This window comes from Mycolicibacter icosiumassiliensis, assembly GCF_900078685.2.
Lineage (GTDB): Bacteria > Actinomycetota > Actinomycetes > Mycobacteriales > Mycobacteriaceae > Mycobacterium > Mycobacterium icosiumassiliensis.
The window spans coordinates 2,746,347-2,762,532 of sequence record NZ_LT546166.1 but is presented as its reverse complement, the minus strand read 5'-3'; the positions used below and the strand labels follow the sequence as shown (position 1 = coordinate 2,762,532).

The 16,186-nt window shown below is 63.9% G+C and carries 12 protein-coding genes; 5 read left to right on the top strand and 7 right to left on the bottom strand.

The window, feature by feature from the left end; translation table 11 throughout:
• Positions 1–123: 123 nt before the first annotated feature.
• A complete protein-coding gene (locus BN4346_RS37130) occupies positions 124–1,530 on the top strand; it encodes an IS1380 family transposase (RefSeq protein WP_067973314.1) in 1,407 nt (468 codons plus the stop codon).
• 297 nt (positions 1,531–1,827) lie between these two features.
• Here the strand turns inward: BN4346_RS37130 and ileS are convergent, their stop codons facing one another.
• Positions 1,828–4,989, bottom strand: coding sequence for an isoleucine--tRNA ligase (ileS, locus tag BN4346_RS37125; protein WP_067973298.1), 3,162 nt, complete (start codon positions 4,987–4,989; stop codon positions 1,828–1,830).
• Positions 4,990–5,295: 306 nt separating this feature from the next.
• On the opposite strand from ileS, the gene BN4346_RS37120 reads away from it, so the two are divergent.
• A complete protein-coding gene (locus BN4346_RS37120; protein WP_067973296.1) occupies positions 5,296–6,063 on the top strand; it encodes a lipase family protein in 768 nt (255 codons plus the stop codon).
• Positions 6,064–6,067: 4 nt separating this feature from the next.
• Here the strand turns inward: BN4346_RS37120 and BN4346_RS37115 are convergent, their stop codons facing one another.
• The 6 genes from BN4346_RS37115 to BN4346_RS37095 form a co-directional block, all read right to left on the bottom strand.
• Positions 6,068–6,541 (bottom strand): hemerythrin domain-containing protein, encoded by a 474-nt coding sequence (locus BN4346_RS37115; RefSeq protein ID WP_067973293.1) that lies wholly within the window; start codon positions 6,539–6,541, stop codon positions 6,068–6,070.
• A 14-nt stretch (positions 6,542–6,555) separates the two neighbouring features.
• Positions 6,556–6,684 carry a hypothetical protein gene (locus BN4346_RS49515; protein WP_268811483.1) on the bottom strand — a complete coding sequence of 43 codons (129 nt, stop codon included), beginning with the start codon at positions 6,682–6,684 and terminating at the stop codon, positions 6,556–6,558.
• A 235-nt stretch (positions 6,685–6,919) separates the two neighbouring features.
• Positions 6,920–7,810, bottom strand: a complete 891-nt coding sequence (locus tag BN4346_RS37110) for a PE-PPE domain-containing protein (RefSeq protein WP_067973291.1) — start codon at positions 7,808–7,810, stop codon at positions 6,920–6,922.
• Between the two features lie 348 nt (positions 7,811–8,158).
• Positions 8,159–11,029: an MMPL/RND family transporter gene (locus BN4346_RS37105; RefSeq protein ID WP_067973282.1), complete on the bottom strand. Its 2,871-nt coding sequence runs from the start codon at positions 11,027–11,029 to the stop codon at positions 8,159–8,161.
• Positions 11,026–11,463 (bottom strand): MmpS family transport accessory protein, encoded by a 438-nt coding sequence (locus tag BN4346_RS37100; RefSeq protein WP_167666248.1) that lies wholly within the window; start codon positions 11,461–11,463, stop codon positions 11,026–11,028. Before BN4346_RS37100 ends, BN4346_RS37105 begins: the two co-directional genes overlap by 4 nt.
• A 151-nt stretch (positions 11,464–11,614) precedes the next feature.
• On the bottom strand, positions 11,615–13,102 hold the full coding sequence (locus tag BN4346_RS37095) for a flavin-containing monooxygenase (protein ID WP_067973276.1): 1,488 nt from the start codon (positions 13,100–13,102) through the stop codon (positions 11,615–11,617).
• Positions 13,103–13,312: 210 nt separating this feature from the next.
• Here BN4346_RS37095 and BN4346_RS37090 point away from each other — a divergent pair, with 210 nt between their 5' ends.
• The 3 genes from BN4346_RS37090 (at position 13,313) to BN4346_RS37080 (ending at position 16,173) form a co-directional block, all read left to right on the top strand.
• Positions 13,313–14,419: an AurF N-oxygenase family protein gene (locus BN4346_RS37090; protein ID WP_327344522.1), complete on the top strand. Its 1,107-nt coding sequence runs from the start codon at positions 13,313–13,315 to the stop codon at positions 14,417–14,419.
• 86 nt (positions 14,420–14,505) lie between these two features.
• Positions 14,506–15,273, top strand: coding sequence for a phthiotriol/phenolphthiotriol dimycocerosates methyltransferase (locus BN4346_RS37085; RefSeq protein ID WP_067973312.1), 768 nt, complete (start codon positions 14,506–14,508; stop codon positions 15,271–15,273).
• 66 nt (positions 15,274–15,339) lie between these two features.
• Complete coding sequence (locus tag BN4346_RS37080) at positions 15,340–16,173, top strand: SDR family oxidoreductase (RefSeq protein ID WP_235653642.1); 834 nt, start codon at positions 15,340–15,342, stop codon at positions 16,171–16,173.
• The last annotated feature ends 13 nt before the right edge of the window (positions 16,174–16,186 follow it).

Genomic DNA, 16,186 nt, shown 5'->3' with positions numbered 1-16,186 from the left:
TAGCCCAGATTTTTCGCGAAATGCGCCTTGTGAAGGTGTGTAGATGAGCGAAAGTGCCTGTCCTGCAAGGAATAATTGGACTTGTCGACGGTTCAATCGTTCCAAGTGGAAGGCACCTCGCAGGTGAAGAATATCGCGGTGGCAGGGCGGGTGAAAGTGTCTGCTGACGGCCAAGGTGTGGTGTCGCATGCCGGGATGGGCATGCTGCGCGAACTGGCCGACCGGACCGGGTTATCGACGCAGGTCACGGCCGCGCTGGCGGATACCTACCGGGGCCCGTGGGTGTACGCGCCCGGGGAGGTGTTCGCTGATCTGGCCGCCGCGGTCGCCGACGGGACGAGTTGCATCGACGGGGTCGCGCAACTGTGCGGGGATCGCGAGCACGTCCTGGGTGCGAAGGCCTCGACGACCACGATGTGGCGGCTGGTCGATGAGCGCATCGACGCCGCACACCTACCCGGGGTACGGGCCGCGCGGGCCGCCGCGCGGGCCGCGGCCTGGGAAGCCGGAGCGTCCCCCGCTGGTGAGGGCTGGCTGCACATCGACATCGACGCCACCCTGGTCATCGATCACTCCGACAACAAGACCGGCGCCGCCCCGACCTGGAAGAAGACGTTCGGTCTTCATCCGCTGCTAGCGTTCCTGGACCGCCCCGAGATCGCCGGTGGCGAGGCTCTGGCCGGGTTGCTGCGCAACGGTAACGCCGGCTCCAACACTGCCAGTGACCACGTCATCGTTCTGGGACAGGCACTGGCCGCCCTGCCCCCGGCGTGGCGGCCCGACCCAGACCACCCCGATGATCCCGATAAGCCCCGGGTGGTGGTGCGCTGCGACACCGCCGGGGCCACCCACCGATTCGCCGATGCCTGCCGCATCGCCGGGGTCGGGTTCTCCTTCGGCTACCCTGTCGACGCCCGCGTGCAGGACGCCGTGGACAGTCTCACCCTCGCTGATGCCTGGTACCCGGCGATCGACACCGACGGCGGTATCCGCGACGGCGCCTGGGTCGCCGAGGCCACCACCCTGGTCAACCTGGCCTCCTGGCCGGCCGGGACCCGGTTGATCCTGCGCAGAGAACGCCCCCACCCCGGCGCGCAGTTGCGGTTCACCGACGCCGACGGGATGCGGATCACCGCGTTCATCACCGACACACCACCCGGAATCATCGCCGGGCAGGTAGCGGGCCTGGAGTTACGGCACCGTCAGCACGCCCGCGTCGAGGACCGTATCCGCGAACTGAAGGCCACCGGTCTGCGTAACCTGCCGTGTCATTCCTTCTGGGCCAACGCTGCCTGGCTCGAAGTCATTCTGGCCGGCGCCGACCTGGTCACCTGGACCCGACTCATCGGATTCGGTAGCCACCCGGCACTGGCCCGCGCTGAGATCGCCACCTTCCGCTACCGGGTCCTGCACGTCGCGGCCCGCGTCACCCGCAGTGCCCGTCAACTGCGGCTACGCCTGGATGTCACCTGGCGGTGGGCATCGGCGATAGCCGCCGCCTGGCAGACCATCCGCAGCGCCTTCCGATAACACCGCGGCCCATCCGACCGACCAACGTTGAAAGGCCCACCGGCCCTGGGAAAGCCCGCCCCACCCGGCGACACGGGACAGCTCCGCCACGCCACCACCCGAAAATCATTACCAATCAGCCAATTCGCCATCAGACCGAGCCCGAACCCATTTTCCATGCAAAATCGAGGCTAATGCCGTGTTTGAGCTGCCAACAGTGAACGGCGCAGGCCCCGTCCACCGGCCGGCTCCGACCATAAGAATCTCGGCGCGAGAAAGTCGGACCTGGCCGCGATCGCAATTTTGGCGACTGAACCCTCAGGCCTTGGCGATGGACACCCGCACACCGTCCCCGATTTCCACGGGATTGGCCGGGTCGCCGAATTCGAAACTGGTCGCCAAGATTTCTCCGGCGATCAACTCGGCGTGATTCTGCGCCCATGGCCGCCGCTGCTCGGGCACCGCGATCACCACGCTGATCCGGTCGGAGACGTCAAGGCCGCTGTTCTTACGCAGCTCCTGCAGTTCCCGGATCCGGTCCTTGGCCCAGCCCTCGGCTTCCAGTTCGGGGGTAACCGCGCTGTCGAGCACCACCAAGCCGGCGCCTTCGGGCAGCGCCACGGTGTATTCGGGGTCGGCGGCGACCAGTTTGGCGGTGTACTCGCTCTCCAGCAGCACCACCGGACCCGCGCTCAGGGTCCCGTCCGGGTTGACCACGGCGCCGCCGGCCTTGACCGCTTTGATCGCGGCCTGTACATCCTTACCCAGGCGGGGACCGGCCACCTTCGCGTTGACCGCCAGATCGAACCGGCCGTAGCGGGCGATGTCGTCGGTCAGCTCGACGGCCTTGACGTTGAGCTCGTCGGCGATCAAATCGGTGAACGGTGCCAGCCGCTGCGGATCGTCGACGGCCACCGTGAGCTTCGGCAGCGGCAACCGGACCCGCAACTGGTGCGCCTTACGCACCGAGGACGCCGCCGAGCAGACCTCGCGAACCTGATCCATCGCCGCCACCAGCGCAGCATCCGCGGGCAGATCGGCAACCTGCGGCCAGTCGGTCAGGTGCACCGAGCGTTCCCCGGTGACACCGCGCCAGATCACCTCGGTGGTCAGCGGCAGCAGCGGCGCGGCCAGTCGCGCGGTGATCTCCAGCACGGTGTGCAGGGTGTCGATCGCGTCGGCGTCCTCGTCCCAGAACCGCTGCCGGGACCGCCGGACGTACCAGTTGGTCAGCGCCTCGGTGAACTGTCGCAGTTGCTCACACGCCCCGGAGATGTCGCACACATCCAGGGCCTGCGTCAGGACCTCGCACAGCGACGCCAACTTGGCCAGGATGTAGCGGTCCAGCACATGCTGCGAATCCGTGCGCCAGACACCGGGTTTCGGGGCATACAGCGTCAGGAAGGTGTAGGCGTTGGTCAGCGGCAGCATCACCTGGCGTACGCCCTCGCGGATGCCCGCCTCGGTGACGATCAGGTTCCCGCCGCGCAGGATCGGCGAGGCCATCAGGAACCAGCGCATGGCGTCGGAGCCGTCGCGATCGAACACCTCGCTCACGTCCGGGTAGTTGCGCAATGACTTGCTCATCTTCTGCCCGTCGCTGCCCAGCACAATGCCGTGCGCCACACAGGTTTTGAACGCCGGACGGTCAAACAGTGCAGTAGCCAGGACATGCATCATGTAGAACCAGCCGCGGGTCTGCCCGATGTACTCGACGATGAAATCGCCCGGGTAGTGGGGCTCGGCGTCTCCCGCCGCCCCGCCCAAAAACCAGTCCTGGTTCTCGAACGGATAATGCACCTGGGCATACGGCATCGAGCCCGAGTCGAACCACACGTCCAGCACATCGGGGATGCGCCGCATCGTCGAACGGCCGGTCGGATCGTCGGGGTTGGGCCGGGTCAGCTCGTCGATGTAGGGGCGATGCAGATTGTCCGGCCGCACCCCGAAGTCGCGCTCCAGCTCATCCAGGCTGCCGTAAACATCGATCCGTGGATAGGCCGGATCGTCGGACTTCCAAACCGGAATAGGGGTGCCCCAGTAGCGGTTTCGGGAGATCGACCAATCGCGTGCGCCACGCAGCCAGTTGCCGAAGATCCCGTCCTTGATGTGCTCGGGGTACCAGGTGATCTGCTCGTTGAGTTCAACCATCCGGTCCCGGAACTGCGTGACCCGGACGAACCACGACGACACCGCCTTGTAGATCAGCGGGTTACGGCAGCGCCAGCAGTGCGGGTACGGGTGCTCGTAGGTCTCATGGCGTACCAGCACCGCGCCGTTGGCCGCGGCCGGCCCGGTGCCGTTCTTGAGGTCGGCGATGATCGCCTTGTTCGCATCGAAAACATGCTGGCCGACATAGTCCGGCACGGTGACATCGAAGCGGCCCTTGGCATCCACCGGCGTGACCGGGATGATTCCGGCCGGGTCAGTGGTGTTCTTGTCGTCCTCGCCGTAGGCGGGCGCCAGGTGCACGATGCCGGTGCCGTCCTCGGTGGAGACGAAGTCGGCGGCCAGCACCCGAAAGGCATTCGCCGAATCCATGAAATACGGGAACGGCGGTGCGTAGCGCATATCGAGCAGCTCCGACCCGCGGTAGCTGCCCAGCACCTGCGCCTGTTCGCCCTCACCCAGGCCGAGCTCGCGCGCGTAGGCGCCCAGCCGTGCCTGCGCCAACAGGTATCGCCGCTCCCCCGCTGCGACCAGCACATAGGTCACATCCGGGTTGACCGCCACCGCCTGGTTGGACGGCAATGTCCACGGGGTGGTGGTCCACACCAACAGGTGAGCGCCCTCGAGTTCGCCGGCCGGACCCCCGCTGACGATCCGGAACCCGACGGTCAACGCCGGGTCTTGGCGGCTCTTGTAGACGTCGTCGTCCATCCGCAGCTCGTGGTTGGACAGCGGCGTCTCGTCGCGCCAGCAGTAGGGCAGCACCCGATAGCCCTCGTAGGCCAGGCCCTTGTCCCAGAGCTGCTTGAACGCCCACAGCACCGACTCCATGAACGGCAGGTCGAGGGTCTTGTAGTCGTTGTCGAAGTCCACCCAGCGGGCCTGGCGGGTGACGTAGGCCTGCCATTCGGAGGTGTAGCGCAGCACCGAATCCCGGCATGCCTGGTTGAACGCGGCGATGCCCATGGCATCGATCTGTGACTTGTCGGTGATGCCGAGCTGGCGCTCCACCTCCAGCTCGGCCGGCAGCCCGTGGGTGTCCCAACCGAACCGGCGCTCCACCTTGTAGCCGCGCATGGTGCGGTAGCGCGGCACGATGTCCTTGACGTAGCCAGTCAGCAGATGCCCGTAGTGCGGCAGACCGTTGGCGAACGGCGGCCCGTCGTAGAACACGTATTCTTGCGCACCGTCGCGGCGGGCGATGCTGGCCCGGAAGGTGTCGTCGGCGGCCCAGTAGTCCAGGACGGCGGCTTCAGCCGCCGGAAAGTCGGGGGCGCCGGAGGCCGGCTTCGGATAGCTGCGTTCGCTCACGGTGTGTCGTCTCCCAAGGGCCCGGCCCGGGGACGACGCCGCGCGGTTGCGCGAGCGCCGCGGTACCACCCCGCTTGCCGCACTCCCGTCCTAGGGCGCGACCGCTCATGTAGGGCTGTGACGGGCCGTCCCGTTCGGTTCTACTGAGCCGGCTGCTAGGCGGTGCGGCTGTTCTTCCGAAGGCTCCCCGGTGATTGCCGGTTCAGTGCCGATGGAGAGGAGTCTAAACGTTGCCAACATGCTGACAACATTGAGTCTCAAAGTTGCCAACGCGTTGGCACCTTTGAGCCTCCTAGACTGTTCAGCGTGGCATTCAGCCCGTCGTACGCCCGCGACGTGGTGCTGCCGCTGGCATCGGCGGCCTACACCGTGATGTCCGGCGCTGCGCCCACGCTGCCGCCGGGTTGGCGCCAGACCGCCCTGATCAAGGCCGACCAGGCACACTTGGCGGCGCTGCCCGAGCAGCATCCGGCGACAGCGATGGCCAAGGACACCAACATCTTTGGGTTGATGGGCCATCACACCGCCAGCGGCACCGCGTTCATCGCATTTCGTGGCAGCTCCGATGTAGCGGACTGGATCGCCGATCTCGACTTCCTCCCGGCGCCCTACACACCGGTGGCGGGGTTCATGCGGTTCGGCCAGGTGCACGCCGGCTTCCAGGACATCTACGGCTGCGTCCGTACCTCCATCGCCGCCAACCTGCCCGCGGCGACCAGCGGGTGCAGTCAGATCCTCATCACCGGGCACAGCCTCGGGGCCGCCTTGGCCGTGCTGGCCGCACCGGATGTCGCCCAAGCGATGCCCCCGAACACCATCGAACCGCGGCTGACCACATTCGCCGGCCCACGCGTCGGCGTGGCCGACTTCAAGGCCGCGTTCGACGCTGCCATCGAATGCTGTTATCGCGTAGTGAATTTCCTCGACATCGTCCCCTTGGTGCCGCCCGCGCCGTATGTGCATGTGGGCGCCCAGATCGCCGTGGACAGCGGCGGTGCCGTCGACATCGGCTGGCGGCACAGCCTGGCCGCCTATCACGCCGGCCTGTCGGCGCTCATCGCCGGCGAAGCCTGACCGCTCAGACCGCTCCCCGTGCGCAGGTCCACCCCTCGGGCATCTGGCCGGCTGCCAGGAATTCGGCCACTTCCGCGGCCTGCTCGGGTGCCAGTCCGGTGTCGACGGCCGGGTAGATCACCGGCTCCTCCACCTTGTTGTGGTCGGCCAGCAGAGCCAGCAATTGTCGACAGGTCCACCGCAACCTGTCGTGGTCAGCTCCTGCGCCGGCCATGTCGTCGAGTGCGTTCATGGTGCGCCAGATCTGGCCGTGGCCGCGGATCATCCCGAACACCGCCATAATGTGGGCGCCGCTGCTGATCGGCGGGAACAGCAGCTGTTCCTCCAGATAGATATGGCGTCGCAGCACCGCCAGTGTCGCGCTCAGGCCGGCGGCGTCGACGCGGTCGCCCTCGAGGCCCGCCAGGAAGGCTCTGATTCCGGCGTCGATCTGCAGATGCTCACGTTCCAAGGCAACCGAAAGGGCTTCACCGGACATGTATGGCGCTCCCCTCAGACCAGCGTCGCATCGACGCTGATCTCAGCGCCGGTGAACAGTCGAGACACCGGGCCCAGCGTGCCTGCACCTACTGTCAGCGCCCCTCCCCGGGTGGCCGCTACGGTCCGGTCCGCGATGCTCATCTACCGACTCCTTTATCGGCGCAGACTCACCAGCTGAAGCCGTGCCGGAACCCGCGACCACTTTCTACAATCGGAACTTGGCTAAATCTAGCCCACGGTGCAGGGAGTTGACCAGAGTCGGCATGGGAAGCCGACAGGAACCGCGTCGACAGCCGAGTGGTCAAGGCATCCGCGAAATCGCGTTCGCGAGCAAGACGGCGCCAGTGACCGTCTACCTGCGATGCCCGAGCTGAACTTAGATACCGAGGCTGGAGAAGAAGTCCACCAGCGGATCTCCGAGAGATTCGGGAATCCATCCGACGTTGATTCCCGCTGCAGTAAGCAGAGTCAAGAAGCCCTCGGACGGGTTCAAGTCGAGGTAGTGGACCGTGTCAGTGGGGTCGACGCCCGCCAATGCAGAGTAGATGTCATCGGGTGACACTCCCATGTACAGCTCATGACTGGTGACCAGTCCCAGGAGCTGCAGGAACCATGAGCCGTCAGCAAAACTGGTGGGACTCCAGCTTGCGTAGCCGTCGGGAACCGACATCCCTCCGAAACCTTGAAGAGTGAACACGCTGCCGTGGAAGTGCTCGGGAGTGACGTAGCGCGAAGGCTCATTCTCCCCAAAGTTCAATACACCACCGTCGAGATTGAGCTGAGCCGCGGTGGATCGCAGGATGTCCTGCGCCCACGACGGCAGCGACGCGTAGATCATGTTCATAATGCCGTCCGGTGAACCACCGTTGCCGACCAGCACGAAGTTGACGCGCCCGGTGACGTCATCACCGTAGGTGTCGTACAGCTCATTGAGTGCCCCGTTGATGGCCGCCGCCGATTGCGAATACCCGAACAACGTGACGTCGTGACCGCTGTGCAGCAAGGGAACCAGCGCCGCCATGATGTCAGCCTGATCCTGCGGGAGGACATGGCTGGTGTCGTAGCCAAGCTCCGGAGTGGTCAAGGCGTACACGTGGCTCAAGTCTCCGCCGAACCGCCCGCTGGGAGCCAGATACGTGTTGAACGCGGTCTCGACGTAGGTTTCGGACGGAGTAGGAATTCCACTGGAACCGAGAACCAGCGCCACGCTCTGCCCGGCGGGCAGGTTATTGAGGCCACCGATGTCCCAGACGCCACCTGTGGCCATGAGTGAAACGTCCAGGCGCTGAACAACATCAGCGGCCGAAGTGACAGCAGACGTCATGGACAGCGTAGTGATGGCAGCGACCGTTGCTGCCACGCTCTTCATGAGTGCATTTTTCACGCCGTGAAGATATCAGGCGTTTGTCAAGCCATCAAAACCAGCGTTAGCGCTGACCGCTCTCCCACTGGAATCGAACACATATCGATACGACCCGATTTAGGCTCGATCCACCAACTGAACTGCTTGGGGCGAGGTGTCGATAGAAGAATAAACATTTTTTGATCTGCGCCGATGAATTTCGCACGCAGACAATCGGACGCGTTCAGTGTCGGCTACGCGCAATCGACGAGATCAACTCAACGACATATGTTCATCGGCCGATCGACTCACGCTTGGGAGCGACCGGTGGCCCTGAGATGCACGGCTGCGGTTAGGTACCTGCTGGGGCCACCAGAACCAGCGGCCCAGCAGCGCGGCCGCCGACGGGGTCATGAACGAACGCACGACCAGGGTGTCGAACAGCAGTCCGAGACCTATCGTGGTACCAACCTGCCCGACCACCCGCAGGTCGCTGACGATCATCGCCGCCATCGTGAACGCGAAGACCAGGCCTGCAGTCGAAACAATTTTGCCGGTGCCGCCCATGCCGCGGATGATGCCGGTCTTGAGGCCGCCCGCGATTTCCTCCTTGAACCTCGCGACCAGCAATAAGTTGTAGTCGGCACCCACCGCTAACAAAATGATGATCGCCATCAGCGGCACCATCCAGTGCAGGTTCAAGCCCAGCAGGTACTGCCAGACCAGCACCGACAGCCCGAACGAGGCGCCCAACGAGCCGACCACAGTGCCCACGATCACCAGCGCCGCAATCAGGCTGCGGGTGAGAATCAGCATGATGATGAAGATGATGCACAGCGACGCCGTGCCCGCGATGAGCAGGTCGTAGGCCGATCCTTCTTTGAGGTCCTTCAAGACCGCCGCGTTGCCGGCGACATAAATCTTGGCGGTAGCCAGCGGGGTGCCCTTGAGCGCCTCCTCGGCCGCCGTCTTGATCGGATCGATCCGCGCGATACCGGCTTCGGTGCTCGGGTTGCCCCGGTGCGTGATGATGAAGCGCGCCGCCTTGCCGTCGGGTGACAAGAACAGCTTCATCACACGCTGGAAATCGGGGTTGCCGAACACACTGCGGGGTAAGTAGAAGGAGTCATCGTTTTGGGCAGCGTCGAAATCTTGCCCCATCGCCGATGCATCCGTGCCCAGCTGCTCCATTTGCTCGATGATGCCCGTCATAGTGCTGTTGGCGGTCAAGAGCATATTCTGCACACTTTTTATGGTGGCGATCTGTGGCGGTACCAGCGCGAGCACCTGGGGCATCACCGTGTCGAAATTGTCCAGATCTGGCGTCAACTCATCCAGTTTTTCGCTGACTCTGTCGATACCATCCGAGGCGTCATAAGCTGACCGCATCGCCGCACATACCGGAATATTGGCGCAGTGCGGCTCCCAATAGAAATAATTGCGGAATGTCCTGAAGAAATCATCGAAATTCGCAATGTCGTCGCGTATTTCCCGGGTGATCTCTATCGTTTCCTTGCTAACCCCGACAATGTGGTGCGTTGTGTCCCTAAACTCCTGCATCAATGCATAGGCACGCTCCAGTGAGGCGATCGTGCCGGACAGGTCGTCGGCCTGCGCATGCATATCGGCGATCCGGTCCTTAACGAACTTAATATTCTGTAACTGACCGGCACTCTGCAGGCTGAGCAGAAACGGCACGGAAGTATGTTCCAGTGGCGCGCCCTCCGGCCGGGTAACGCCTTGGACCAGTGCGACACCTTCGACCCGGAAGATCGCCTTGGCCAGTCTGTTCAGTACCAAGAAATCCGCTGAATTGCGCAGGTCGTGATCGGACTCGATCACCAATACGTCGGGCCGCAATCGCGCTTCGGAAAAATGGCGCTCCGCTGCCGCCCAACCGACATTGGCCGGCGTGTCACGGGGCATGTACGGACGGTCATCGTAGTTGACCTGGAATCCCGTCAGCGCCAACAAACCCACCAACGCCACTGCACAGGAAGCCAGGAAGATGGGCGCGGGCCAGCGTACGACCGCCGTTCCCACCCGCCGCCAACCGCGAGTCGACATGGTGCGCTTGGGCTCAAGCAAGCCGAACCGGCCGGCCACCGCGAGAACGGCCGGCACCAACGTAAGTGCGACCGCAACCGCGACCAGCATTCCTACCGCGCACGGGGCACCCATGGTTTGAAAGATTGGGAGGCGGGTGAAGCTGAGGCAATACGTCGCCCCCGCGACGGTCAAGCCCGAAGCCAGAATCACATGTGCCACACCGCGATACGCGGTGTAGTAGGCCGACGTCCGGTCTTCGCCGGCATGGCGCGCCTCGTGGTATCGACCGATGAAAAAGATGACGTAGTCGGTGCCCGCCGCGATCGCCAAGCAGACCAGGATGCTGATCGCGAACGTCGAGATTCTGATAACGCCGGTATCACTGAGGAAGGCGACGATGCCTCGCACCGCCGTCAGTTCCACCCCGATCATCACGAGCACAAGCGCCACCGTCGCAATCGAGCGGTACACCAGCAGCAGCATGATCGCTATCACCACGACTGTTGCCAGCGTGATCTTCATGATGGCGCGGTCACCGACCTGCATCATGTCTGCGCTCAGCGGCGTCGGACCGGTGACATAGACGCTGACCCCAGGCGGCGCGGGGATGCGGTTCACAATTTCCCGGACCGCATCAACGGACTCGTTCGCCTTCGCCTCACCCATGTTTCCGACGAGATTCAGTTGGACGTAGACGGCCTTGCCATCTGCACTCTGGACCCCGGGCGCGGTCAACGGGTCACCCCAGAAATCCTGCACATGCTGCACGTGCGCCGAATCGGCGTTCAATTGACCGATGAGTTCGTCGTAGTAGCGGTGAGCGGCCTCGCCAAGGGGCTGCTCGCTTTCCAGCACGATCATCGTGATGCTGTCGGTATCGGATTCCTGGAACAGCTCGCCAATGCGCGCCATCGCCTTCAACGACGGTGCATCCTGGGCGCTCAGCGATACGGCGCGGTCCTTGGCGACCTGTTCGAGCGGCGGAACGCCGAGGCTGACCAGCAGGGAGATTCCCAACCAGGCAAGAATTACCGGGATGGCGAACTTGTGGACGACTGCGGCGAAGGCCGGGCGGCCGGGGCGGCGGGCGCTCATGCGCCCCGTACCTCGCAATGCGTATAGGCATTCACTTCGCGCGACACCCGCTCGGCCTTGACTTCACCGTCCACCATGATGCGGCATCCCAGACTGGAGCTGTCGCCCTGCGCCACAACATTTGCTATGACGGCAGGCGCATTGATCGACAACGTCAACGACCACGGCAAAAGAGCTGCATTCACTTGCTGCGGCTGGATATCGGCATTGAAATAGCTAATGTCAGCCACTGCGCCGGGCGGACCGAAGACCTCGTACACCACCTGCTTGGGGGTATATGAGTTGGTACCGGCGACGTGACTGTCGGTGTAGACCGGGCGCCGCTCCGAGCCGAAGATCCCGTGAACTCGCGAGACGATGACGGCTCCGGCTCCGATCACCAGCAGAATGACCAGCGGTATCCACACCCGCCCGAAAAGTCTGACAACCAGGATTTCCCTCACCCGTTCCCCCCGGCACGCCAACGATTCGGTGAGCGCACGAACTGCACTAATGAGTAAATCATGAGGCGCGCAGAATCAGTCTCCGCTTGCTGGGGGGTAGATGCACGAACCCCGCTACCGCGCGGGCCAACGGCAACAGTGCTCACGTGATCGCGTAGTCGGTCAGCGGGAAGCTGTCCTGCTCGTTGACGGCGCTGCGAACCGAGGTGGGCCGGAAAAGCGGCGCCTCCCCGGTCTGATGGTTGAACCAGTAGGAATTCGAGGTGGCGCAGTTGCCGAGGTGAAAAACCGAATCGTCGAGCAGCTTGGTCATACGCTCATAGAAGCGCGTATTGGCCTCCTCGGTGACCTCGAACGTGTGGGCTCCGCGCCGCTGAAGTTCACCAAAGAGCCGGTTCATGTGGCGCATCTGGTATTCCACCGTGTTGAACCAGGACAACCCGACCCAGGAAAACGGGCTGGCCATATTGATGAAGTTCGGGAACGCGGGGGCGGTCATGCCCTGGTAGGCCTGGAAACGAGTTTCCCGCCACCACTTCCCCAGGTTGCGACCACCGCGACCGATCACCTCGATCGCCGGCAGGTTGCCCTCCCACACGTCGTAACCCGTCGCCAACACCAGGGTGTCGATCTCTCGCTTGGTGCCGTCCCGCGCCACGATGCCGTCCGGCTCGATCCGCTCGATCCCCTCGGTCACCAAGTGCACGTTCGGTTTGGCGAAGGTCGGGTAGTAGTCGTTGGAGATCGACGGGCGCTTGCAGCCGAAGTCGAAATCGGGCCGCATCTTGTCGGCCAGTTCACGATCCCGCACCGCCCGGCGGCGGTGCAGCGCGGATTGAGCCGCCATCGCCTTGTTCAGGAACTTGAAACGCCGGTAGCGCCACATGGTCAGGACCATCATGAAGTCCGTGGTGTTGTCGGTGAGCCACCGCACGATGCGCTGGGTGAACGGCAGCCGGGCAAACATCCGCTGGGCTACCGGCGGGAACACCACGTCGGACTTGGGGGTCACCAGGATCGGGGTGCGCTGATACACCGTCAGGTCGGCGACTTCTTTGGCCAGCTCGGGGATCACCTGGATGCCGGTGGATCCGGTTCCGATGACCGCCGCGCGGCGCCCGGCCATCGAGTACTCGTGATCCCAGGCTGCGGTGTGTACGACGTGACCGGCGAATGTATCGATGCCGGGGATGTCCGGGATCTTCGGCTGGCACAGGAAGCCGGTGGCCACGATCAGGAATTGCGAGGTCAGCGTCTCGCCACCGGCTAACGCAACCCGCCAGACCTTCGCGTCTTCGTCCCACTGGGCGCCGTCGACGGATGCGTTGAAGCGCATGTGGCGGCGCACGTCGTATTTGTCCGCGACATGCTCGGCGTAAGCCTGGACCTCGTTGCCGGGGGCGAAGAGCCGAGACCAGTAGGGGTTCGGTTCAAACCAGTAGGAATAGGTAGTCGAGGGCTGGTCGACGGACAGACCCGGGTAGTGGTTCACCCGCCACGTTCCGCCAAGACCGTCCAAGCGATCGAGGATCACGATCTTGTCGTAGCCCAGCCGGCCGAGTTGGATCGCTGCGCCAATACCGCCGAAGCCCGCGCCCACGATGATGGCGTCGTACTGGTGGGTCCCCATAAGGACAACACGCTACCGCAACGCCCAGATTTTTCACCGTTTGCGGAGGTCAGCCCCGGTCTTCGCCCGTGCCCAGGCAGGCGAAATGGCAACCATCACCGGGGCGACGCCGCAGCGTGCGACGAGTGCGCCAATTTGGAGATATGATGCTATCTAGTCTGCTAACAGACCAAAATCATCCATTTTGGATTGACTATCGGGGACGACGCGATGCTTGGTATGTCGGTGGAGATGCTCGTCAGCGTGTTGCTCGGAGCCATATTCACCGCCGGACTGGCACTGACCATCACTTCGCGAGCCAGCCGGCGGCAGCCGCGCGCCACCGCAAGCAGCGACAACGCTGATTATGCAGCCCTGCTGGCCAACCTTTCCGCCAGTTCGCTGCGGCATCGGTTCGATCCCTTCGCCGACGTGGACTGGGACGCCGCCGAGCATGCCGTCACACCAGATGACCCGCGGTGGGTACTGACTGAGGGCCCGCTCGCGCGCACATCCTGGTACAGCCGCCAACCCCTCGACAGGCAGATCGCGATGGGAATGTGGCAGCAGGCCAACACCGCCAAGATCGCCACGCAGTTCGAGAGCATGCTGATCCGCGGCCTGGTTCAGTACGCGTCTCGTATGCCCAACGACTCCCCCGAACACCGCTACTGCATGCACGAGACCATCGAAGAGTGCAGCCACGTCCTGATGTTCCAGGAGCTGGTGAACCGCATCGGCTTCAACGTGCCGGGCATGCCGAACTGGATGCGCTGGCTTTCGCCGCTGATGCCGCTGTATGCCGGGCCCTTCCCCAACGTGTTCTTCTTCGGCGTCCTGGCAGGCGAGGTGCCCATCGATGTGATCCAGACCAGAGCATTGCGCAACCCGGGGTCAACACATCCGCTCGTAGAGAAGATCATGGCCATCCACGTCGCCGAGGAAGCCCGCCACATTTCGTTCGCGGATGCCTACTTACGTAGACGCGTCCCGAACACACGCTGGATGAACCGAGTGTGGATGTCCTGCTATGTACCGGTCGTCATGAGAGTGCTCGCCCAGCCCCTAGTGGTGCCGCCGCGCCGATTCTGTCGGCAGTTCCAGATACCGCGGTCGGTTCGCAAACAGCTGCGGGCCGGCACACCCCAGTCCCGTCAGGAACTGCGCAACACCTTCGCCGACATCCGGATGCTCTGCCACGACATCGGCCTGATGACTGTCACCGGAAAGATGATGTGGCGGCTCTGCAACATCGGCGGGCCACCCTCGCGCTACCGTAGCGAGCCGCAGCGCACTGCCGTGCCGACCTCCACCACCGGCGACTCGAGCCACCACTGAGCTTGTGCCATACTTTCGGTATGGTGCGTTCCCCATCTGAGACCTTGGAAAAAGTCGGCGCCGACCTGGTTTACCGCATCTCGGCGATGCCGCTCTATAAGAAGGTCTTCAAATACTGGTACCCGTACATGACCAAGCGGATGGGGCACGACGACGTCGTCTTCCTCAACTGGGGTTACGAGCAGGATCCGCCGCTGGGGCTGAAACTGGATGAGGCCGACGAGCCCAACCGGTACTCGATCCAGCTCTACCACCAGACCGCGACGCAGATCGACCTTGCCGGAAAGAAGGTGCTTGAGGTCAGCTCCGGCCACGGTGGCGGTGCTTCCTTCCTGGCCCGCACCCTCAAACCAGCCTCGTACACCGGTCTCGACTTCAACCCCGACGGGGTGGCGTTCTGCCAGCGGCGTCACCAGGTGCCGGGTCTGGACTTCGTGCAGGGCGACGCGCTGAACCTGCCGTTCCCAGACGAATCCTTCGACGCAGTGGTCAACGTCGAGGCCTCCCACATCTACCCGGACTTCGCGCAGTTCGTCCGCGAGGTCGGGCGGGTGCTGCGCCCGGGCGGCCATTTCCTGCACACCGACTTCCGGACCCGCGCGGAGATCGAGTCCTGGCAGCAGACCTTGGCCACGCCGCCGTTGCGCCTGGTCAACGAACGCGATATCAGCAGGGAGGTCGTCCGCGGCTTGGCGGCGAATTCACCGCGCTCCAACGAGCTGATCAACGAGCGGCTGCCGTTCTTCCTGCGCCGGTTCGGCCGGGAGTTCGCCGTAGTCGAGGGGTCGCTGTTCTTCCGCGACTTGGACCGCGGGGAGATGACCTACCGCATCTTCGACCTCGTCAAGGACTGACATCCACCGAACTGTCGGATCCCCGGAGCAGGCCGCGGTAAGCGACCCGCGGTCACCCAACACCCGATGCTGAACGCCGAACCGGTCGCACTGGTCACCGGGGCGACGAGCGGGATCGGTGAGGCCATAGCCGAGCGGCTGCATGCCGCCAACTACCGCGTCTTCGCGGTTGGCCGCAATCCGGAAGCACTGCAACGCCTGCAGTCGCGCGGGTTGGCGGCCCGCTCCCTCGATGTCACTGACGAGGCGGCAGTGGATCGGCTTGTTCAGGAAATCCAGACCTCTCACGGTGGCGTGGACTTGCTGATCAACTGTGCGGGCTTCCCGTTGACCGGTCCGCTCGAACAACTGACGCTGAGTGACCTGCGCAGCCTATTTGAAACGAATTTGGTTGCTGCCCTTCATTTGTCACAGCTCGTACTGCCTGGAATGCGTGAGCGCGGGACCGGCACGATTGTCAATATCGGCAGCACCGCGGGACGTTTCGTCGGCCCGGGGGCCGGCGGATATCACATAGTCAAGTACGGCATGGAGGCGTTGTCGTTGGCGCTTCGGGCCGAGGTAGCTCCATTCGGTGTACGGGTGGTGTTGCTCGACCCGACCGGGGTACGGACGCCGTTCGTGACCACCCAACTAGACGCGCACCCGACTTACGACGATGACGATCCCTACGGCGGGTTCAAACGCCGCTACGCCGAGAGCACCCGCCGGCTCAGCGGAACGCCCCGCGTCATGATCACACCCGAGACCGTCGCACGCGCCGTGGTACGGGTGGTCGAGGCCAAAAACCCCAAACCCCGCTACACCATTGGAGCTTCGGGGAAAGCCACCCTGCTTCTGCGGGCACTGCTGACCGACCGGATGTGGGAGCGAATCCTCATGCTTGGACTGCGTGACTGAGTCGCTGCGGACC